The organism is Lysinibacillus sp. FW301-JW8, assembly GCF_058788755.1.
Genome location: NZ_JBYTBB010000083.1, coordinates 1 through 20,874, shown reverse-complemented (window position 1 = coordinate 20,874; position 20,874 = coordinate 1). Strand labels below are relative to the sequence as shown.

Annotated in this window: 18 protein-coding genes; 6 read left to right on the top strand and 12 right to left on the bottom strand. The window is 35.5% G+C overall.

Annotated features, from left to right (window positions below):
• Window positions 1–82 precede the first annotated feature (82 nt).
• On the top strand, window positions 83–571 hold the full coding sequence (locus tag AC3WOM_RS23690) for a hypothetical protein (protein ID WP_427548936.1): 489 nt from the start codon (window positions 83–85) through the stop codon (window positions 569–571).
• A 42-nt stretch (window positions 572–613) separates the two neighbouring features.
• Here the strand turns inward: AC3WOM_RS23690 and AC3WOM_RS23685 are convergent, their stop codons facing one another.
• A complete protein-coding gene (locus AC3WOM_RS23685) occupies window positions 614–1,714 on the bottom strand; it encodes a DUF1835 domain-containing protein (RefSeq protein ID WP_492448609.1) in 1,101 nt (366 codons plus the stop codon).
• A 161-nt stretch (window positions 1,715–1,875) separates the two neighbouring features.
• Between AC3WOM_RS23685 and AC3WOM_RS23680 the strand changes: the two genes are divergently transcribed.
• Window positions 1,876–3,045, top strand: a complete 1,170-nt coding sequence (locus AC3WOM_RS23680; RefSeq protein WP_492448608.1) for a pyridoxal-phosphate-dependent aminotransferase family protein — start codon at window positions 1,876–1,878, stop codon at window positions 3,043–3,045.
• A 502-nt stretch (window positions 3,046–3,547) separates the two neighbouring features.
• On the opposite strand, the gene AC3WOM_RS23675 is transcribed toward AC3WOM_RS23680, so the two are convergent.
• The 5 genes from AC3WOM_RS23675 to AC3WOM_RS23655 all read right to left on the bottom strand — a co-directional run bounded on the left by AC3WOM_RS23675 (window position 3,548) and on the right by AC3WOM_RS23655 (window position 7,276).
• Entirely contained in the window at window positions 3,548–4,204 is a 657-nt protein-coding gene (locus AC3WOM_RS23675; protein ID WP_492448606.1) for a GAP family protein, read from the bottom strand.
• A 29-nt stretch (window positions 4,205–4,233) separates the two neighbouring features.
• Entirely contained in the window at window positions 4,234–4,971 is a 738-nt protein-coding gene (locus AC3WOM_RS23670; protein ID WP_427548942.1) for a MerR family transcriptional regulator, read from the bottom strand.
• Between the two features lie 17 nt (window positions 4,972–4,988).
• Window positions 4,989–5,138 (bottom strand): hypothetical protein, encoded by a 150-nt coding sequence (locus AC3WOM_RS23665; RefSeq protein ID WP_427548944.1) that lies wholly within the window; start codon window positions 5,136–5,138, stop codon window positions 4,989–4,991.
• 358 nt (window positions 5,139–5,496) lie between these two features.
• Complete coding sequence (gene dsdA / locus AC3WOM_RS23660; RefSeq protein WP_492448605.1) at window positions 5,497–6,813, bottom strand: D-serine ammonia-lyase; 1,317 nt, start codon at window positions 6,811–6,813, stop codon at window positions 5,497–5,499.
• On the bottom strand, window positions 6,803–7,276 hold the full coding sequence (locus AC3WOM_RS23655) for a YaiI/YqxD family protein (protein WP_427548948.1): 474 nt from the start codon (window positions 7,274–7,276) through the stop codon (window positions 6,803–6,805). The genes dsdA and AC3WOM_RS23655 overlap by 11 nt, the downstream gene beginning before the upstream one ends.
• Before the next feature lie 186 nt (window positions 7,277–7,462).
• Here AC3WOM_RS23655 and gdhA point away from each other — a divergent pair, with 186 nt between their 5' ends.
• From gdhA to AC3WOM_RS23640, 3 genes are all read left to right on the top strand, one after another.
• Entirely contained in the window at window positions 7,463–8,836 is a 1,374-nt protein-coding gene (gdhA, locus tag AC3WOM_RS23650) for an NADP-specific glutamate dehydrogenase (RefSeq protein WP_492448604.1), read from the top strand.
• Between the two features lie 247 nt (window positions 8,837–9,083).
• Window positions 9,084–9,770, top strand: a complete 687-nt coding sequence (locus AC3WOM_RS23645) for a phosphoribosylaminoimidazolesuccinocarboxamide synthase (protein WP_492448603.1) — start codon at window positions 9,084–9,086, stop codon at window positions 9,768–9,770.
• 244 nt (window positions 9,771–10,014) lie between these two features.
• Window positions 10,015–10,665 (top strand): Yip1 family protein, encoded by a 651-nt coding sequence (locus tag AC3WOM_RS23640; RefSeq protein WP_492448602.1) that lies wholly within the window; start codon window positions 10,015–10,017, stop codon window positions 10,663–10,665.
• A 42-nt stretch (window positions 10,666–10,707) separates the two neighbouring features.
• On the opposite strand, the gene AC3WOM_RS23635 is transcribed toward AC3WOM_RS23640, so the two are convergent.
• The 6 genes from AC3WOM_RS23635 to AC3WOM_RS23610 all read right to left on the bottom strand — a co-directional run bounded on the left by AC3WOM_RS23635 (window position 10,708) and on the right by AC3WOM_RS23610 (window position 17,626).
• Window positions 10,708–12,456 (bottom strand): methyl-accepting chemotaxis protein, encoded by a 1,749-nt coding sequence (locus tag AC3WOM_RS23635; RefSeq protein ID WP_427548955.1) that lies wholly within the window; start codon window positions 12,454–12,456, stop codon window positions 10,708–10,710.
• A 227-nt stretch (window positions 12,457–12,683) separates the two neighbouring features.
• Window positions 12,684–13,886 carry an NAD(P)-dependent malic enzyme gene (locus AC3WOM_RS23630; RefSeq protein WP_427548957.1) on the bottom strand — a complete coding sequence of 401 codons (1,203 nt, stop codon included), beginning with the start codon at window positions 13,884–13,886 and terminating at the stop codon, window positions 12,684–12,686.
• A 685-nt stretch (window positions 13,887–14,571) separates the two neighbouring features.
• On the bottom strand, window positions 14,572–15,402 hold the full coding sequence (locus AC3WOM_RS23625; protein ID WP_427548959.1) for an MBL fold metallo-hydrolase: 831 nt from the start codon (window positions 15,400–15,402) through the stop codon (window positions 14,572–14,574).
• 61 nt (window positions 15,403–15,463) lie between these two features.
• Window positions 15,464–16,012, bottom strand: a complete 549-nt coding sequence (locus tag AC3WOM_RS23620; RefSeq protein ID WP_492448601.1) for a hypothetical protein — start codon at window positions 16,010–16,012, stop codon at window positions 15,464–15,466.
• Entirely contained in the window at window positions 16,005–17,111 is a 1,107-nt protein-coding gene (locus AC3WOM_RS23615) for a hypothetical protein (RefSeq protein WP_492448600.1), read from the bottom strand. Before AC3WOM_RS23615 ends, AC3WOM_RS23620 begins: the two co-directional genes overlap by 8 nt.
• Window positions 17,108–17,626 carry a sigma-70 family RNA polymerase sigma factor gene (locus AC3WOM_RS23610; RefSeq protein ID WP_492448599.1) on the bottom strand — a complete coding sequence of 173 codons (519 nt, stop codon included), beginning with the start codon at window positions 17,624–17,626 and terminating at the stop codon, window positions 17,108–17,110. The genes AC3WOM_RS23615 and AC3WOM_RS23610 overlap by 4 nt, the downstream gene beginning before the upstream one ends.
• A 1,121-nt stretch (window positions 17,627–18,747) precedes the next feature.
• On the opposite strand from AC3WOM_RS23610, the gene AC3WOM_RS23605 reads away from it, so the two are divergent.
• The gene (locus AC3WOM_RS23605; RefSeq protein WP_492448598.1) at window positions 18,748–20,175 is read left to right on the top strand and encodes a serine hydrolase domain-containing protein; all 1,428 of its coding nucleotides are present in this window, start codon (window positions 18,748–18,750) and stop codon (window positions 20,173–20,175) included.
• The last annotated feature ends 699 nt before the right edge of the window (window positions 20,176–20,874 follow it).

Genomic DNA, 20,874 nt, shown 5'->3' with positions numbered 1-20,874 from the left:
ATGTGTCGAAAAAAATTTTTTTGACACGTAAAAGTGGCGTGAACCATTGATATATCAACATTTATAGAGGGAGGTTTAATCAATGAGTTATGATTCTTATTATTACAATGATTATGATGCGGCGTTAGGCGGATTTTTTTTGTTGATTATTATTGCATCTCTTGTATTAGGTTTAATCGCATATGTTGTTAGTGCACTAATTTATTTTATGGCTTCTAAAACAAACGGCTTCGGTGATATAGCTTACATTGCCTGGATACCACTTATCAATGTTTATAGCCTTTTCCTGTTAACAGCAGATGGTGTTGATAATGAAACTGTCCGTGCTGCAGCTTTAAAAAATACGCTTATTTATGCTGGTTTAATTATCGTTTCATTTATTCCATTTATCGGCATCATTGCATCACTAGGCGCTGCTGGCTTCACTTTATACTTCACTTACCGTCTATTCTATAGATGGACTGGCGAAGCTGGGAAGGCTGTCCTATACATTATTCTCACACTTATAACAGGTGGAATATTCTTTATGATTTATGGTTTAATGCGTATGAACAGACCTTTCGTTGCCTAGCACTAGTGAAACCTTTTTTGTCACCTGACAAAAGAGGTTTTCTTAATCACACAGTTTCACACTATAATGTCTCATAGATTTGGGAATGCCTTTTAATGCAAGGACTCCATTATAAACTAAATATCGAATTCTATACTCTATATAGAAGATGTTTGGACACTCGTCCATTTGAGATATCAATTCTGTAATCACAGTTCCTGTCTTAATAAAATCCTTCATCGTTTGTTCTTTATGTAACTTCTCAATTACGTTTATAATTAATGCATCAAAATACTCCTCTGATACACTTATTATTTCCCCATGCCCCCACCGTCGTAATAAATTCTTTGTTTGTGATAAATGTTCCCATTCTTTTTGAAGAAATAGTCTCTCCTGAACAGTTAGAGGCTTTTTTTCACTATTCGTAAAGAGCTGACTTAATGACAGTGATGTAAGATGTCCTGTATCTCCAAATTTATTGTGCTCAGAGGTTTGCATAAGATAAATTTCATTTGCCTTATCGTTTAATAAATAAAGAAAGAATCGTAAAAAACACTGTTCATTCGCATTGTTTCCAATCCAAATGTAAATAGGAAAATGATTAGGAATATCAACTATTTCACGCAAAGTATTTACAAATTTATGATATTCAATATGATCATCCTGCTCATTATTAATATTTTCAAATAACCATTCTTTACGGGAAACACGCCCTAACTTCTCTTCCAACAGACACAATGGACCGATAGAGAGATCATCAGAAAATGCAATAATATGTCTTGGGGGAGCAAGTGCTACCCTTAGTGACCCAGCTGCTGATTCTGAGCAAGTAATATGAACCACCTGAGAAGAAGGTGTTATGGATTCATACTGTGATACAGAACGTTGTTGCTGAATAGCGTCGTTTATGATTTCCACTATATTATAAAGTTGCTCTTGCTCAAGATAGAAACTCCAAGAATTCTCTGAGGGCCTACTCTTATCATGATTAAACGCTTCAAATTGATGAGGATGCTGTAGTTCGTATGCCTCCCATTCACCTATATTGATTACATCTTCTAAAATGACATATTCAAGTGTTTTGATTTTAAACACAGTGACTATATTCGGTTCAATTAATAAATATACAAATGGATAATGGACTTTTAATTTAATAAGATTCATCCCCTTTTTATATAAATTTTACCATATCGCCTAAAATAATTCTTTTTTCTATTCTCTACCATTATTTTTTCGAAAAAGAAGTTAGCTAGCAGGATAAATATGCTATATTATAGTTAGAAAATTTAGAATTTCTTATTTCACAATAAAGGGGATTGATGAATGTGTATGAAAATATTTTAAGACACCCTGGACCTACGCCTATTCCAAAAAAGGTTCAGCTTGCAATGAATCAGGATATCTTTAGCCACCGAAGCTCAGAATTTGTGGAACTATATCGTGAAACGACTGAATTAGTGAAGCCAATTTTCGGAACAAAACAAGATATTTTATTACTTCCTTCAGGTGGTACAGCTGCTTTGGAAGCAGCTGCGGTGAATACTGTTTCAGCTGGTGAAGACGTTGTTGTTCTGACAGTTGGAGCATTCGGTGACTATTTTGTTTCGATTTGCGAAAAATACGGCTTTAATGTACATAAGCTTGAAAAAGAATGGGGACAAGCTTGTACAGCTGAAGAACTAAGAGCATTTTTACAGCCCTTACAAGCGATTAAAGCTGTTTTTGTAACATATAGTGAAACTTCTACGGGTATCTTGAATCCTGTCGCTGAATTAGCACAAGTTGTTAGAGAAGAAACAGATGCTTTAGTCATTGTAGATGGAGTAAGCTGCATTGGAGGAGCACCTGCTGAAATGGATGCGTGGGGTGTCGATATTCTTGTCACAGGCTCTCAAAAGGCTATGATGCTACCACCAGGACTTTCACTTGTTAGCGTTAGTGACAGAGCATGGAAAGTTATTGAGGAAAATAAAGCACCATCCTATTACTTAAATTTATTGAGCTATCGCAGCTGGGCTGAAAAAGGAATGACGCCAAACACGCCAACAATCACACTTATCTATGGACTAAATGAGGTATGCAAACTAATAGAGCAAGAAGGCGGCTTTGATAAAACCGTTGCACGTCATGAATTAATGAAAAATATGGTGCGTAATGCTATGAAGGCACTAAATATTGAACTGTTAACTGATGACGAACATGCCTCACCCACTATTACAGCTATTTTAGCACCAAAAGGCATTGATCTTGGTGAATTCCTAACACATTTAAAGCAACACTATCATTTAGATTTCGCTGGTGGACTTGGCCACTTACAAGGAAAAATTTTCAGATTTGGTCATATGGGCTATTGCTTCCCAAGTGATATTTTACAAGCTGTTTCATTAATGGAGGCCGCACTACAAGACTTCTCCTATGATTTTGAGCCAGGTGCTGGAGTACGCGCAGCACATGAAGTATTTTTAGCTGCTCAGCAAAAACAGCTTCAACGATAAATTATCAGGTGACTGACCATGCAAACCCAAATCTCCATTTGGTGGCTTTTTTTGCGCCATTCCTCAAGATCTTACACCTGTAGAGTTGGGAGTCTTCAGCTGAATGAAGATAAATTATTTTTTAAATAAAGTGTATAGAAAATAATAATTGGTCCAAACTATTAAAGATTTCACTTCAAATCCAATGACTAGGAGGGTTAACCCGATGAGTGGGATGGATTGAAAACTCAGAAGGACCATCAAAACTGAATGAAGCTAAAGCAAGTTGTCTTAAAGTTTTTAAGATCCCATGCGGAAGCGAGGCAGTGTGTCATGGAGCATTTAAAGTAAGTGAGAATCAAGCCTGGAATATTATTTCCAGGCTTTTTGTTTTGATACTTTTCATACATACTCCCTAGAAAAAACGATATTTGAATATCTGTTTTCAACAAACTCAACAACATATAGTACTGTTTTTAATTGACTTCTCACTTTTTGTATCCGTTACATTCACAAAGACTTATTATAGATAATCTATAGTATAAATTATTAATATCACTCCAACTATACACATAATCCAGGATAGGGCAGAGCTTGAACTGCTTGATATTTTATTCCGAAGATTAACTAAGGTAGGGTTTATCAGCTTTCCAAACAATTTATATCCTAAAAATATAAGTAGAGCTGGTAGAACCATAATAATATTGTAAACTGCTATAATTGAAATCCTTTGATAAAAAGGTATATCAATTGTAGTTAATAAACCAATAGCTGCAAAATACGGTAAAGCCATACCTGCCTCAATGATAAAAGTCGTAACACCAATAATAATAATTGAGAATAAACTATGTGTTTTAGGCTTTGGAATATTACTGTTTTTATTTATGGGGATGAAAAAGCTAGCAATAAATAATATCACCCCTATTATGAAGATTATCCAGCTAAATATTTTATTTTGAAAAATAGTTGAGAATGTTTCTATAATAAAATTTAACCCTAACATCATGATGATACCTAATGAAAAATACAGTAGTACGACCGTAATTAGATATGTCAATAATCTTGATGTTAAATTTTTATTGTCTGTTAAAACCAGAAATAAAGTAACGCCAATAATTGTTGGACTTAATGTATCTAAAAGAGCTAAGCCACCTAAATAAATTAATATATCAGTTCCCATCTTTCCTCCCGTATGTGTTCAAATAACTATCATTTATTATCGAGATAATGTATATATGCCTTTTCCAAAAAATTAAGGACCTCTTGATCAATTGGATATAGGCTATATTTTTTTGATTCCTCAGGTGACATTCTAATGTCCCAAAGTTTATCTAAAAAAACATCTTCGCCTTTAAAGTCTTCATCTTTTTTTACATCCATTCTCTCAATGATATTTTGTATTCGAGAATTACTATAACCAAGGTGCATATATTTTTTTAATTGCCCTACTAAAGCAATCCACTCTAAAGAGTCTGGATCACTACTAGCCATGTTAGGAAGCTTTTCTAGTACTTCCGTGTTTTTAATATTTAATTTAGCTTGATTATAATTTAATGCTTCTTTAGCATCCTTATTATTATATAAATCTATGATTTTTTTAATCCTAAATTCTTCTCCATCAATCGCTATACCGTTTATTAGCTCCCTTAAACTTATTTCTATCTTTAAAAGACGGTCCTTTTCTTTTATCACATAAGATAGTTGTTTCATTAGACTATTAGGCCAATCCCATTCTTCTGACTCTAACATAATTTTGATCTCGCTTAATTGAAATCCTATAGTTTTTAGGAATTGTATTTGCTGAAGTTTCTTTAACTCAGTGTTTGAGTATAATCGGTGACCTCCTTCAGTTTTTGATACAGGTTTCAGAAGTCCTTTTTTGTCATAAAATCTTAAGGTTCTAACTGATACACCGCTCAACTTCTTAAATTCGTTAATATGATACAAGTTAATACCCTACTTTCTTATTCATTTGTATGATTAAAAAACATGATTTTTAATACATAACCAATCCCTAAACCAATTAGCACCCCTGGAAAAGCATTATCAAAAAACAAACCTACTCCGGCTCCAATAATAACAAAAGCATAAATAATAATATCGTCTTTTTTCAAAATAGGATTCTCCTTTTAAATGTATTAAAGTTAAGCTCTTTTACAGTATAAAAGATGACGTAAGGTCACTTTCAACCTATAAAGCATCCCATTGCCTAAAATTTGAAACCGACCTTACGTCATTTAATAAAATCAGCTTAAAGGAGCATTGCTGTTAGAAGGATTTTCAGGGGCTTAAAAAAGAAAAAGCCCTCTTGTATGATGCATGAGTGTCAACGCCTAAATTGACCCACCATCACACAGGAGGACTCCATTTATGAAATCTAATACAAACCAAAAGATTAATCAAGTCTCTGAAAAAACATTCGTCATCAGTATCAATATTGCCAAGCTGAAATTTTTACTCATTATAAAATCTTCATGCCTTTTTTAAATACTCCTCACGCATCTCTTGTGGCACCATACTCCCACCTGTTGCCCATACAAGATGTGTAGCTTGCTCCATCTTATCAACTAAATCATGCTTTTCTAAATAACTTTGCCCATTTTTCATTAACTGAATCGGTCCAAACATTCCTGCATGTGCAGATGGCTCTAAAAATAATCCTTCACTATCCATTGCCAAACCTAATGATGTAAACAATTCTTCATCTGTCACCGTATAACAACCACTTAAATATGTTTCCATTACTTTTCCGACAAACTTAGAAGCACGACCTACTGCTAAACCATCTGCTTCAGTTTTATTGTCTAAGCCAATATCCTCTACACTAATTTCATCATGTAGACCTGTCAGCAAACCGATTGTCATGCAAGGTGATTCTACTGGCTCTGCAAAGAAAATATGCACATGCTCTCCAAAAAGCTCACGAAGTCCATATGCAACCCCACCAGGTCCACCACCAACCCCACATGGTAAATACACGAACAATGGATGTGCTTCATCTACTTTAATGTTCGTCTTTTCAAATTGGTGCTTTAGTCTTTTCGCTGCCACTGCATAGCCAGCAAAAAGATCTTTTGAATTTTCATCATCAATAAAATGACACTTTAGATCTTGCTCAGCCTCTAGACGACCTTGCTCCACAGCGACACTATAGTCAGCTTCATATTCGATTACTGTTGCACCTTTTTCGCGCAGCAATGCTTTCTTCCATTCCTTTGCGTCACTCGACATATGTACTACGACATTAAAGCCGAGTTTCTTGCCCATAATGCCGATGCTTAATCCTAGATTACCGGTAGAGCCAACTGCAATTGTGTACCGCTGGAAAAATGATTGGAAGTCCTTCGTTGCCAACACCGCATAATCATCCTCTTTTTTTAGCTTCCCACTGGCAATAGCTAGTCGCTCTGCATGTCTTAGTACTTCAAAAATACCTCCGCGAGCCTTAATAGAGCCTGAGATTGGCAAGGCATGATCGCATTTTAAGATAAACTGACCAGGAATCGAAACGTCAAATTCCTCAACGAGAGCTTTCTTTATCAATGGTATATCCTGAATAGTTGATTCAATGAGACCTTGGCTTTCCAAAAGCTCTGGGAATGCTACTATTAAATAAGAAGAAAAGCGTGAAAGGGTTTCTTCCGCTTCCTCAACTTCTTGCAACGAAAAAAGATTGGTTGTCGCCTCTTTTTTCCAATTTGTATTTTCCCAAAGCACAGTACTCTTATTTGTTAGCTCTTTTAGTATTGGAAATTGCTGAAATAGTTCGTGTTTAAGTTCATTTTTCACCTTTTGATTCCTCCATTTTTTTCGCTAGAATTGCTTGTTCACAAATTTGTCGAAATTTCAATTTGAACGAAATATTGTTTTCTTGTGTTCTTTTTTTTGGTCCCTTTGTACGTCCACCTGCACGTCTAATTTTCTGCCCAACATGTCTCATTTCGAGCAAACGTTCGATATTTTCATTGGACATTTCTCGTCCATTTTGATCAATAGGATATCCCCCTCTTGCCAAAACCATTGCTGCTAAACCATAATCCTGTGTAATGACAATATCGTGTTTTGAAAGCGCATTCACTAGCGTGAAATCAACCGAATCTGGACCTTTAGGAACAATTATTGTTATTACATTATCACGTTCAATACGGTGGGATGTATCGCAAAATAAGATAGTTTCAATCTCAAACTCAGATGATATAGATAACGCTAAATCCACTACTGGACAGGCATCAGCGTCAATTAGAACCTTCACAATAAGGCATCATTCCCTTCTCATAATTAGATGAATAACTCACCCTAAAATTATTTCAGCATAACATTTTAACGACCCCTCTTGCTCAATTTTTCACAAACTTTAGACTGTTGGAAAAAGTATTTTATTGAATAGTGTGAAAAATAGATATACGATACACCTATCAAATAATTGGAGGTTTTCATTATGACAACTACAACTGTTAGCAATGAACAATTAGCAAAAGAATACGTGGATGGTGTATTCGAGCAACTAAAACAACAAAATAGTCATCAGGCGGAGTTCTTACAAGCAGCTGAAGAAATTTTCATTTCATTAGTGCCTGTATTTGCACAACACCCTGAATATATAAAAGCCAATATCTTATCACGTATCGTTGAGCCAGATCGTATTATTTCCTTCCGTGTTGCTTGGCAAGATGATAATAATCAAGTACAAGTAAATCGTGGTTACCGTGTTCAATATAGCAACGTAATGGGACCATACAAAGGCGGACTTCGTTTCCATCCTTCTGTTAACGAATCAATCATTAAGTTTTTAGGTTTTGAACAAATCTTTAAAAATGCTTTAACAGGCCAACCAATCGGTGGTGGTAAAGGTGGTTCAAACTTCGATCCAAAAGGTAAGTCAGATTCAGAAATCATGCGTTTCTGTCAAGCATTCATGACTGAATTATACCGTCATATTGGTCCAGATGTCGATGTTCCTGCTGGCGATATCGGTGTGGGTGCTCGTGAGGTTGGCTTCTTATGGGGCCAATACAAGCGTTTAACAAAAGCAAACGAATCTGGTGTATTAACTGGTAAAACGCCTGGCTATGGTGGTTCTTTAGCTCGTAAAGAGGCAACTGGTTACGGTACAGTGTACTTTGTTAAGGAAATGCTAAAAGATACAAATGATTCTTTCGAGGGTAAAACAGTCATTGTTTCTGGTTCAGGAAATGTATCAACTTATGCGATTGAAAAAGCACAGCAATATGGCGCAAAAGTAGTTGCTTGCTCTGATTCTTCAGGCTATGTGTATGATCCTGAAGGTTTAGATCTTGATGCGATTAAAGAAATTAAAGAAGTAAAAGGTGACCGTATTTCAACTTACGTAAACTATCGTCCAAATGCTACTTTTACGGAAGGTTGCACAGGTATCTGGTCAATTCCATGTGATATCGCACTTCCATGTGCTACTCAAAACGAAATTAACGGTGATTCAGCTCGTACATTAATTTCAAATGGTGTCAAAGCGATTGGTGAAGGAGCAAATATGCCATCTGACCTTGAAGCGATTAACGAATTCTTAAATGCGGGTGTTTTATTCGGACCTGCCAAAGCTGCAAATGCAGGCGGTGTTGCTGTATCTGCTCTTGAAATGGCACAAGATTCAAGCCGTGTATTCTGGTCATTTGAAAAAGTAGATGCGAAATTACATCAAATTATGAAAGATATTTATGCAGACAGTAAAGCAGCTGCTGAAAAATACGGCTATCCAGGAAACCTTGTAGTTGGGGCAAACATTGCTGGTTTTGTTAAAGTAGCAAATGGTATGATTTCTGAAGGCATCTATTAATAATATTCTTTTTTCAACTAAATTAAAATGGAATCTCTGATAATAGAAGAGTCAACCATGTTTTAAATTTAGAATTTTCTTAATTTCATTAAAGATGATAGCGAACATTCGTTATCATCTTATTTTTTAGTAGAGAAAAGTGAAATAAACATAAAAATAAAGCACTAAAACGAACAATTTTAATATTAAAATATTAAAATATTCGTGTTATACTATTAGGGTACTATGAAATATTGGAGGGTTTTTTGTGGAATTATTGTATACAGGTAAAACGAAAAATGTGTTCAAATTAGAAGATGGTCATTACTTATTGAAATTCAAAGATGATGTAACTGGAGAAAATGGTGTATTTGATCCAGGTGCCAATACTGTAGGATTAACAATTGACGGTGCTGGACTTGCTGGTCTTCGCTTAACTTCTTATTTCTACTCAAAACTAAACGAACAAGGTGTTCCTACTCACTACGTAGATGCAAACTTCGACGATGCCACAATGACTGTAAAGCCTGCAACGGTTTTTGGTAAAGGTTTAGAAGTTATTTGCCGCTTTAAAGCTGTTGGTTCTTTCTTACGTCGCTATGGCGCTTACGTACAAGAAGGACAAGATCTAGATTCATTCGTAGAAGTTACGATTAAAGATGACGATCGACTTGATCCTCCTATTTCTGAAGATGCTTTAGCTATGTTAAACCTGTTAACCCATGAAGAATATGCTATTTTAAAGCAACGTACAATTGAAATTTCTAAATTTGTTGCTGCTGAGCTTGCTAAAAAAGACTTAACACTTTACGATATTAAATTAGAATTTGGTCGCGATGCGAAAACAAATGAAATTTTATTAATTGATGAAATCTCTGGTGGTAATATGCGCGCTTACAAAGGCGAACAATATATTGAACCGTTAGAGCTTGAAAAAATTATGTTAGTTGACTAATCATTCATTTCCTCAAATTGCAATCTGTTTGGAAAAGGGTGTTCATAAGTTTATTTATCACATTTTAATTTGTTCAGTAAGTATTTCGGTACTACTGAACAAATTTTTTTATTGGACGAAACTTTTCACCAATCCATCCGTATATTGTATAGAATCATATATTTCATGAGCATTAACTTAGAGAGGTGGTTTAATCCCTTTCTTTTGTATGAAGTGTAATATTAATTTATTTGGAGGTAGTTTAATGGAAAACTATAATGACACACAACAAGAAAGACCAAAACTTAATCCATTTCTATCTGTTTGGTTGCATCCAAAGCAAACAGCCCGCTACATGATTGACGAAAAAACAATTGGCTATGCCATACTGATTCTTTCCATTGGTTATATTGGTTCGTTATTATCAGGGCTGATTGATCAAGAATTCATTCCAGACTTTTCTCCTTGGGTACTGGCGTTATTCTGTGTAATATTCGCGCCCATTGCAGGTATTATTGGAACAGGGTTTTCTGCTCTTTTAGCATGGTTATTCGGTAAGCTTTTCAAAGGAACTGGTACATTCTCTGATTTATTCAGAAGCCTGAGCCTAACAGCCATACCGTTTATTGTTCTTATTCCTTTTTATATTATTTGGCTAATGACCTCACCTGAGTCCTTACTGGATGCAAACTTCATAGGTTCGTTTCCTTGGATTTTCTGGCCAACAATGTTAGTGACGATTGTGGTTAGTATTTGGTCATTCGTGATTAGTGTAGGCGCTGTGGCAGAGGCACATCAAATCTCAAATGGGATGGCCTTCTTAACAATCTTTATCCCAACGATTATTTTATTTGTCATTTTCTTCGTACTTTTCTTTATCATCATGATTGGCATTATAGGTATTGGCATGATGTAAAAAATCTCCCCCTCTCGCTTTTGAGAGAGGGAGATTTTAGTTTTATAATTTAAATTGTGCCACTAACCCCTTCAATTTTAAGGCTAATTCCGATAATTGCTCAGATTTTCCTGTCATCTCTTCCATCGAGCTACTTGTTTGCTCTGTTGTAGCAGTTGTTTGCTCAACACCAGCCGCAGATTCTTGTGCTACTGCAGCAATTTCCTGTATAGCGCTATTCATTTTTTGACCATCTTCTGACACGACCGATAAATTGATTGAGATTAATTTAACACTTTCTACCACTTTATTAATGGATTCACTAATTGTGTTAAACGTTTCATTTGTAGCTTTTATTTGATTTGTTCCAGCCTGCACCTCTTGATAGCCACCCTCTAAAGAAGCTGTTACAACATCAAAATCCTGTTGAATATTTGTAACAATACCTGTAATGTCATTCACTGAAAATGCCACTTGTTCTGCTAATTTTCTAACCTCATCTGCAACTACTGCAAATCCTTTTCCGTGCTCACCAGCTCTAGCAGCTTCAATTGCAGCATTTAAAGCTAATAAATTAGTTTGATCCGCAATATCTTTAATGACAATGACCAATTTTGATATTTCTTGAGCTTGAGCATCTAAATTTTTTACTCTCACTACAGCGTTTTGAACAATATTATCTATTTTAACCATTTGACTATTAGAAGTGGCCATCAAATAACTTCCCTCTTCGGTTAGTGCCAACACATCAACAGAAGATTGGTGTATGTGTCCACCATGTTGATTCGTTTCCAACAAATCTGAGGTGAAACGTTCCATCAATGATGTTAGCTCATTAGCATGATGAGCTTGTCCTTCCGCACCAGATGCCAATTCATGCATCGTTATTGCTACTTGCTCTGTTCCCATTTTTACTTCTGTTGCTGATTGCGTCAATTCTTGACTGGAATGATTAATCATATCTGAAGCTTGATAAATATGGAGAATCATATCCTTTAACTTTAATTGCATTTGATTCATGGCACTTGCTAATTTTCCAATCTCATCTTTGGATTTAATTGTCATCAATTCCCGAGATAGATCCCCTTCTGCAAAAAGTTCCATTGCTTCAGCAACTCGATTAATGGGCTTAGTCATACTACTTGCGTATAACCAAATTACGAAAATCCCAACAACAATTGCAATGCTGATCACCACTAATGTTAATTTTAAAATACTATCCGCTGGTTTATTAAATTCTATTAAATATGTACTAGCACTTATCGTCCAACCCCAATTTGGTTCCGTTTCCGCATATATCCCTTTCTGTTCTAGGGTCTCTGAATTGGGCATTTTCCAATCATATGTAACAAAGCCTCCACCATTATTCCCAACTTTAATTGCATCTTGGATATATTTAACGCCATTACTATCCTGTTCCTCCCACACATTTGATCCCTCTATGCTAGGATGGGCAATTGATTTCCCTTCTTGGTCAACAATAAAAATGTATCCATTCTCACCAAGTTTGATGTTCTTATTAATTGGCCGTTTTCCTTCTGCATCTTTTTCACCTAAAATTAGTACCTTCACTTTTTCTTGAGCTTCTGTTAACGGAATTTTCCCTGCTTGTACCTCTTGATTTAATTGCTCAATCATTGCAATAGTCATTTCCACACTATTCTTTAAGTTTTCTTTCCCAACAATTTCTAGATTCGTCTTACTCTGTTGATAGCTAAAAAAGCCTAAAACAACTAAAGGAATCATTAAAAGAAGTAAAGAGAAAGCAATTAGTTTTGTTTTAATAGATTTGAATTGTATCAATAATTTCATATGATTAAACCATCCTCCTTTAATTTAAAATACTAAAGACCTATATTTTATTAAAAATTAAAATAAATAAATACTTTATTCTTTTAAAATATAAATATAAAACCATTACATTATACTCATTATATCTTATTACACTAATAGACAAATAACAACATTTTTCGAGCAAATTCTACACAAAAAACAGATGTAGAAAAACGTATTGTTTTTCTACATCTGTTTTATAGTTGTTACACGGTAAGCACCGTATTTTGTTGGAATAACTCAGATACGCCTGATTCTACAGCAGCACCACTTACAGCACGCGATACAATTTCAACGACACGTCCATCTAAGGATTTGGGAACAATATATTCTTCATGTAAGTCCTCATCGCTAACAAGAGATGCAATCGCCTCTACTGCAGCCAGCTTCATTGCCTCATTGATATCTGTTGCACGTACATCTAATGCTCCTCTGAAAATTCCTGGAAATGCAAGTACATTGTTAATTTGGTTTGGATAATCTGAGCGTCCAGTTCCCATAACACGTACACCCCACGCTTTCGCATTTTCATACGTAATTTCTGGATTTGGATTCGCTAATGCAAATACCACAGGATCATCATTCATAGAAGAAATATGAGCTTCTGTTAACAAGTTTGCAACAGATACACCAATAAAGACATCAGCTCCTACCAGCGCATCATCCAAAGTACCGTGTATTTTATGAGGATTCGTTAAATGAGCAACAGCTTCCTTAATTGGATTCATTCCTTCAACGCGTCCTTCATAAATAATTCCTTTTGTATCACACATATAAATATTTTTGTAGCCCATTTGTACAAGAATACGTAAAATAGCAATACCTGCCGCACCTGCGCCGTTAATGACAACCTTCATTGTAGTCACATCTTTCTTTACAATTCGATTGGCATTAATCATCCCTGCACCTACAACAATTGCTGTTCCATGCTGATCATCGTGGAACACTGGAATATCACATTCTTGACGTAGACGATCCTCAATTTCAAAACATCTTGGAGCCGAAATATCTTCTAAATTAACAGCACCAAATGTTGGGGCAAGCGCCTTCACAATGCTGACGATTTCATCCGTATTTTTTGTATCTAAACATATAGGAAAAGCATCAACATTGGCAAAACGCTTTAATAAAATTGCCTTCCCTTCCATTACTGGTAATGCCGCCTTTGGACCAATGTCCCCCAACCCTAAAACTGCTGTACCATCTGAGACAATCGCAACCATATTTCCCTTCATTGTATAATCGTAAACAAGTGAAGGATTTCTCTCAATCTCTACACATGGTGCAGCAACTCCTGGAGAATATGCCAAACTTAAATCATAGGAATCCTGTACAGGCACCTTTGAAATGACCTCTAATTTTCCATTATAATGTGCATGCATTTCTAACGCTTTTTTCATAACATCCATTCTATCCCAACCTTTTCCCTGTGAATTTTTATTATATTTCAGAATCATAATACTTTGTGAAAATATAGTCAACGAAATTTTCTGTCAATTTCAAAATTTCTTTAGAAGAGCAACATTTTCTGTCATTTATCACAATTTTTAATTTTGTTAATAATTTCACAATCAATTATTTCAACATAATTAATGCGCAAGGTTACTTCTTAATAAATGTACCTATACCGCGATTAAACCTGTTCAACTTTTCACATAGTATTTTTCTTATGTAAATGAGAAATTTTTCACAAACTTATGTAAGCGCATCCATTGCGAAATCTAGTTTTGTCACATTTTCTCCACATTTTTTCACAAACTTATTTATTATTCTTTTTTAAGTATTCTGGTAAAATACAGGCATCTGGCATGGATTGGAGTGGCTTTTATCGGGATAAGGGCAGTTCTCTCTTGGATCTGAGCGGTTCTTCCTTGAACCCGAGCACTTTTCGTGGATACCTGAGCAATTCTTTTTAGACCCGAGCGCTTTTTGGCTACACCTGATCAGTTCTCTCATAGACCCGAGCACTTTTCAGGGACACCTGATCAGTTCTCTCCTGGACCCGAGCACTTTTCGACGACACCTGAGCGGTTCCCTCTTGAAACTACTCAATTTAGGTCTCTTGGTTCCTGGAGCATCAAAGAAAAAAGAGCCCTATATAAAGGACTCTTGCTTAAACTGATGTATAAAAGCGGTAATGATATGCTTAGATGACCACTGCTCCCCTGATACTTTTGTAATTGGATATTCGCGAGGGAAAACCGTTTTAGTGATTTCTTCCACTGTATAACCTTGATTAAATAGCTGCTTAACAGTACCTTCCATATCCTCTAAATAAGCGATTTTATTTAGGATTTTTGATCGACCATCTGCAATATAGCCAGCATGACAGCAATATACTGCCTCAAAATCAAAGTTTAATAGCTTCTTTAAAGATGCCAAGGTATGTACAATATTTTCTTCATCAAGGACAACCTTGGTTTTTGTCTGTATAAATAAATCACCTGTGAACATGGCGCCGGTTTCTCGATTGTAAAACGATACATGATCGGTTGTATGCCCAGGTGTTTCAATGACATCCCATGTTGCTGATCTTGATTGTAAGGATTCACCTAGTGGTTGAGCCACAAAAGCAGGTCGCTCTCCCCAAAGGGCATGACGATAAAGTGGATATTCTCCATCCTCTGCACAAATTTGCACGGAATCACGATGCACAAAGATAGGAGTCTTCTTATACTGCTGAATCCACGCTGCATTTCCTGCATGATCCTCATGGGAATGTGTCAATGCTAATTGCTCAATCGGTATTTCTGAAAAAAAAGATTGAAACTCCTGTGTTAATGAGTACGAGCCCGCATCAATTAGTAAACCATCCACAAAAAAACTATAAACACTCATGCCAATGCCTTGTACTGCTACTTTACCGTGCGCACATTGCACATCCTGATTCTGTTGAATTTCTATACTTTTCTCTCGTTTAAACATCCATTTTCCCCCTTTGCTCTCTGTAAAAAGAGTGTAACACAAAATGAATGGTCAGTCATTTTTACAAATACGTAACAACAAAGGATTTTTTCTTTACATGCTTTCGTAAAGATAAAACATGGAAGAATAAACGGATATTCACCGCAAATAAAAGGAATCCACCCAGCATCAACAACCCTATCTTCCAGTCATTTGGTAAATTACTTAACATTGTCCAACTCACAATAACAGCAAATACAATTATTACATATTTTTTTAGCACACGAGCAGTCGGACCATGAGCATTATAACGCTGTTCTAAAGAAACTAATATTTTGCCAAATTCCATAATAATCAATAAATCTATCCCTGCAATGAAAACAGTACTCCAATAAAATAATAGCTGCAGGGAAAAAATATTACTGAATAACGTTAAAACGATGGCTATAACAATGTATTTTTTGACTGGTGTAATTTGTCTACTATACGAAAGACTCTTTATATAGGCTCCATAAACCAATAAATCTTGAAGAATATTGACATACTTAAAAACATTAAGATAAAGCAATTGCAGAAATAAAGCTATGGCAAACCATTGTAAAAGTTTAACATGGTCCTTTGTTTCATTCATTCATTTCACGCACCTTTTTCACCATTCTTTCAGTAAAGTAAACTTGAGAAAATACTTTGGTTATTAAGTTACCATCTGGGCCACTTAACCCTACTGAAGTATTCATATCAAATGGAGAATCCTTAAACTGAATAATTAGTTCAATTCGTTGCCCTTTTTTCAATGAAATCGGAAAATCTTTCGAAGTAAATCGTTGATTATTAACTATAAATTCTTTTAAGATGACTTGTTTTTCTAATAAGGAAGGAGCATAAAAGTCATCAAATACAGCATCCTGCTCAAGTATAAAGGAAATCACATGCTCATCTTGACCTCGTGAAGCACTAAAGCTTTGATGAGGTACCTGATTGTCATTTTGAGTATTTATATAGAGAGAAGCCTTTATTTTTACATCATCACTCAAAATAAGATATACATCCTTACTTGCAAGAATTTTTTCAATCACTGATAAATCAGCTTGAAAATATGCATCACGAATATACTGATAACTTAACACTTGGTAGGCATCGAATGGATGATAAAATCCATTGATAAGATTGACTTGCTCTGATGTGAAATAAGCTATTGGTAGGATTACATCGTCTGCCTGTAAAGATTTCACATAGCGATGGTCATTGAGATTCGTTATATAACGTATCTCAATACCATTTTGTCCATCTTTATTTATCTCTATTGATGTTGGAATGACTAAAGGGTTAACTAACTGATGTTGCAAAAACAATGCACTGTTTCCAAGTAATAAGATCAATACTGCTGCAACACCAAGCGTTTTTACTTTATCCGATCCTGAACAAATCTTTCTTCTAGCTACAAATAATATTATTGATATACATAAAATAGCAATTCCCCAGTATATATAGGGAGAAATATGTTCTTGAATCAAAAATGTACTTGCCTGATGATTAATTGTCCCTCCCTGCTCTATACTCAATGCAATAAAGCCTCCTGCGGCAAGAGTCACTGCAATCGTGATTATTTTTGGTAGCCAACGCTGCGATTTTTGCTGTTCTTTGCTTGCCTGTTCAATTCCTTGTAGACTACGCTTATGCAGCGATTTGGGAATGTCAATGTGATCCATCTGTTTTTTTAGATCGCTCATTCTTCTTCCTCCTGTTCCAGCGCTTGTTTTAGTTTCTTCAATGCACGATATAAAATCGTTTTTGTAGTTCCTAATTTTAGCTGTAAGGTCTGCGACACTTGAGATAATGTATAATCATTGTAAAATCGCAGTAATATCACATCTTTTTCTTCTTTTGAAAGCCTTGTTATGATATCCTCCATCACCCATTTTTGAGGAAGCTCCTCATGTGGCTCTTCACCTTTCTCTAGCTCGTCCATTTCATACGGCAGGAATTGACCCCGTTTTTTTAGCAAATCTGTTGCACAATTAATAGTAATCCTTATCAGCCAAGTTTTTATATGAATGGAACTTTGCAAAGAATGTATGTATTTGAAACTACGGTAAGCTACCTCCTGCACGACATCCAGTGCATCTACCTCATTGCCCACATATACATAGGCCATTTTATATAAATCAATTTCAAACTGGGAAAATAGCTGTGCGAATGCTTCTGCATCGCCCTTTTTCGCTCGTTGTACGAGTGTATCCTGCACTTGCTCACCCCCTCTATCTATTAGACCTACATAGATGGAATTTGGCTTTCATAATAATATTTTTCAAACCCAATATTTTTACACCATATTCATTGTCAATTAACGGTGTTTTTAATAGAATTTTAGATAATATAATATGGGATGGGTGCAAAGATGAACATGAAAGATTGATTAACCCTTGATATGTCAATAATTTAGGAAATTTCTCCCCACTTAACATTGGCTTCAATCTTTTTTGTTTATCCCCCATAGATTGTAAAGAATCCTCATTAAAGGGCTAGCTGCTAAACACTAGGTGAGTGTGTGCAGAAGGGAGCGAAAAATAATGAATTTAATTTTTAATACTCCTATCGATTGGATAAATTCAATAAAATAGATGCCCCTAAAAGGAGATCTATCCTAAAAGTCGATGTAAATCGATTTTTAGGACAGCCCCTTCTTACCTCCAACCATTAGAGAATCGGCTTCTTCTTATCATTGTCTGCAAGCTCTCGATTTTCTTTTTGAGACTTCATACGAATGTTTCCACGTTCATAATGTTTCGAAGAGTTAATTCTATTAATTGTGGCTTTACATCATCTTTGGATTTTTCATCTTTTATTTGTTGCACTATCTTTGTTTATTATTTCCATTTTATCCATTCATCAAGAAATTCTGTAATGAAATAGATTGCCATATCCAACGGTGAATCAAATCTAAATTCAATACCTTTATAAGTAGGCTTCTGCTTTGGTGTAGGTCTTGTGTCTTCTTCTCTCTTCAGGCATTAATCAGTAGGAATACAAGTAGTTTCCTTCTAACTAATTACTTATCAACGTGATTCACTCAATCTGTTAAGAATACATTGTCTGAAATATCTGTGTTTCTGTTTCTCTCATTAGCAAATCAATTGTCAGTGTTACAATTTGCCTTGTTTATTTGTGTGTGATTCCCTCGGTAACCATAATATTCTAAATAATCTTCTTTTACTATTTCTACATTCATCTGTTAGTTTAAGTGTAACTCTTCACAATTACTTGATATTATATAGGTGAATAGAAAAATAAATTAAAATTTAGTTTAGTAGTTGTAAAAGTAGTTATTTATATTATTCTCTTATAATTTTTCAAAAAGGAGAGTTTATGAAAAAGATTATTGTTTTTGTATTAACGATATTTATATTATTCTCAGGATTCGCAACACAAAGTTATGCGTTGTCAGATTCGAAATCTGCGGCAATACAAGCGTTGCTAGATGATGCCTGTCGTATATCAGGTGTGCCGGGAATGTCAATCTCAATACTTGCTGATGATGAAGTGTTCTACTTTTCTTCAGGGTATGCAGACCGTGAAAAGGGGTTGTCTGCAAGTGAAAATACACTCTATGAGTTAGCCTCGGTCAGTAAAGCTTTTACCGGTATGGGTATTATGCTATTGGAAGAGCAAGGGCTGCTCTCAATGACTGACCCTGTCCAAAAATATTTACCTTGGTTTACGTTAAAGTATCAAGGGAAACCTGTTGATATGCAAAGCCTTACATTAAATAATTTTCTTCACCATACCAGTGGTCTAACAAATATTAGGCATACTCAAAATATTCCACAAGGCAATACACCGGATATGTTGCAAAAGACTGTGGAAATGCTCGTGGATGCTGAATTGGCGTTCCCTCCCGGTGAACAGTATAACTATGGAACCGTTAATTATGACGTATTGGGTTTGGTTATTGAGATTGTGTCGCGACAAAGCTATGAAGACTTTATGAGGGAACAGGTATTTCAGCCGTTAGGTCTTCACCAGACATATGTTTATAAAGAAGATGCTCGAGCCACTGGACAGTTGGCACAGGGCTACCGTTCTTCCTTTTTTATGACAACTCCATTTAATGCTCCGGATTATGCTGGGAATAAACCCGCAGGCTACATCATTTCTAATACAAAAGATATTGCGCGTTGGATGGGCATACAGATGGGTATCGTGCAGGACATACCCGAAATATTTCACACGGTTATCGAAAAATCACATAGGGGTGATATGTCTGTTTCGGCTGTCAACGATATGTATTATGCGGCAGGCTGGTTGGTAAACGCCGACCAAACGATTATAGAACACACTGGGGGTAATCCAAATTTCAGAACCGAAGTAGCCATACTGCTAAATGAACGAACAGCCATCAGCTTGCTGAGCAACGGCGCAAATACCAATATAAACCTGGTACTAAAAGTTAAAGATATATTAGATGGCAATCTAACTCAGTCATATGAAATAAGTGGCACACAGCTTTTGGATATCATTTTGTCGTCTATCACAATTATTCTTTGCCTATTGGCCGTTCTGCTATTTCTCTTAGGATTACGCAGAAGGAAAACGAATGAGTGGCAGCCAATGACAAAAAAGAGAATAATCGTAACAGTTATTTTCCTGATCGCTACGATTGCCCTAGGTATACTGTGCTGTGCTTTCGATTGGTCAACGATACTTATTTGGCAAACATATAGTGTTCTTACAGCTTTGATTTCGTCAGCATTATTAACAGCAAGCATTACATGGTTTGTATACACTCACCGATAAAATACCTCGCTCTCAAGATAAGCATAATGTTAAGTAATTAAATTTCAATTTATCGGTATGCTTAATTTGAAAAACATAAGACACTTTGGTGGTCTTTTTTAATATCATCGACAATTTTCCCAGTCAAACCTAATTACTATTGCTTCCACTAACCTGCTCCGTTAATTGAATAGTACATTCTATGGCTTTATGCGTTTGTACACCTTGTGTTTCTAATGCTTAAAGCAATGAAAATTCGATGGTTCGTTTTTCGTGATATTGTGTGTCAGATAATCGTATAAAGTATTGATTTTGGCCGACGGTAATTATCTATTTTTCTTCTGGTGAGTATCCTTTCTCGACTTTTTTATAGATAAATACCCTTTAAGGCTCGATATGTGATCGATTACACTTTCAATTAACAAGTCAATCGCCCCTTTTTCGCAACAAATAAGAATGAAAATGATACTATACGGTCGAATAACTGTCAATGTTATGTTATTTTGGGTTTTGTAATCCTTTTTTAAAATTACTCCATGAAAAACGTCTATATTAATATCACTAAACTTCACGTTATGACATACTTCATTTCATTATCGTGAGCAATGGCATTTGAAAAAGCTGCCTCCTGTAAAATACAGGCCATAGTGTTGAAAAATTAAATAGTCAAGGGACTCTTTGTGAATATTTAGTCAAAATGAAGGTGATTTCCGTTCCAGG

Bases quoted from the DNA above. Each gene is read 5' to 3' on its own strand.
- AC3WOM_RS23690 (WP_427548936.1), top strand. From the start codon at position 83: ATGAGTTATGATTCTTATTATTACAATGATTATGATGCGGCGTTAGGC.
- AC3WOM_RS23685 (WP_492448609.1), bottom strand. From the start codon at position 1,714: ATGAATCTTATTAAATTAAAAGTCCATTATCCATTTGTATATTTATTA.
- AC3WOM_RS23675 (WP_492448606.1), bottom strand. From the start codon at position 4,204: ATGGGAACTGATATATTAATTTATTTAGGTGGCTTAGCTCTTTTAGAT.
- gdhA (WP_492448604.1), top strand. From the start codon at position 7,463: ATGACAACTACAACTGTTAGCAATGAACAATTAGCAAAAGAATACGTG.
- AC3WOM_RS23640 (WP_492448602.1), top strand. From the start codon at position 10,015: ATGGAAAACTATAATGACACACAACAAGAAAGACCAAAACTTAATCCA.
- AC3WOM_RS23635 (WP_427548955.1), bottom strand. From the start codon at position 12,456: ATGAAATTATTGATACAATTCAAATCTATTAAAACAAAACTAATTGCT.
- AC3WOM_RS23630 (WP_427548957.1), bottom strand. From the start codon at position 13,886: ATGGATGTTATGAAAAAAGCGTTAGAAATGCATGCACATTATAATGGA.
- AC3WOM_RS23625 (WP_427548959.1), bottom strand. From the start codon at position 15,402: ATGTTTAAACGAGAGAAAAGTATAGAAATTCAACAGAATCAGGATGTG.
- AC3WOM_RS23620 (WP_492448601.1), bottom strand. From the start codon at position 16,012: ATGAATGAAACAAAGGACCATGTTAAACTTTTACAATGGTTTGCCATA.
- AC3WOM_RS23615 (WP_492448600.1), bottom strand. From the start codon at position 17,111: ATGAGCGATCTAAAAAAACAGATGGATCACATTGACATTCCCAAATCG.
- AC3WOM_RS23605 (WP_492448598.1), top strand. From the start codon at position 18,748: ATGAAAAAGATTATTGTTTTTGTATTAACGATATTTATATTATTCTCA.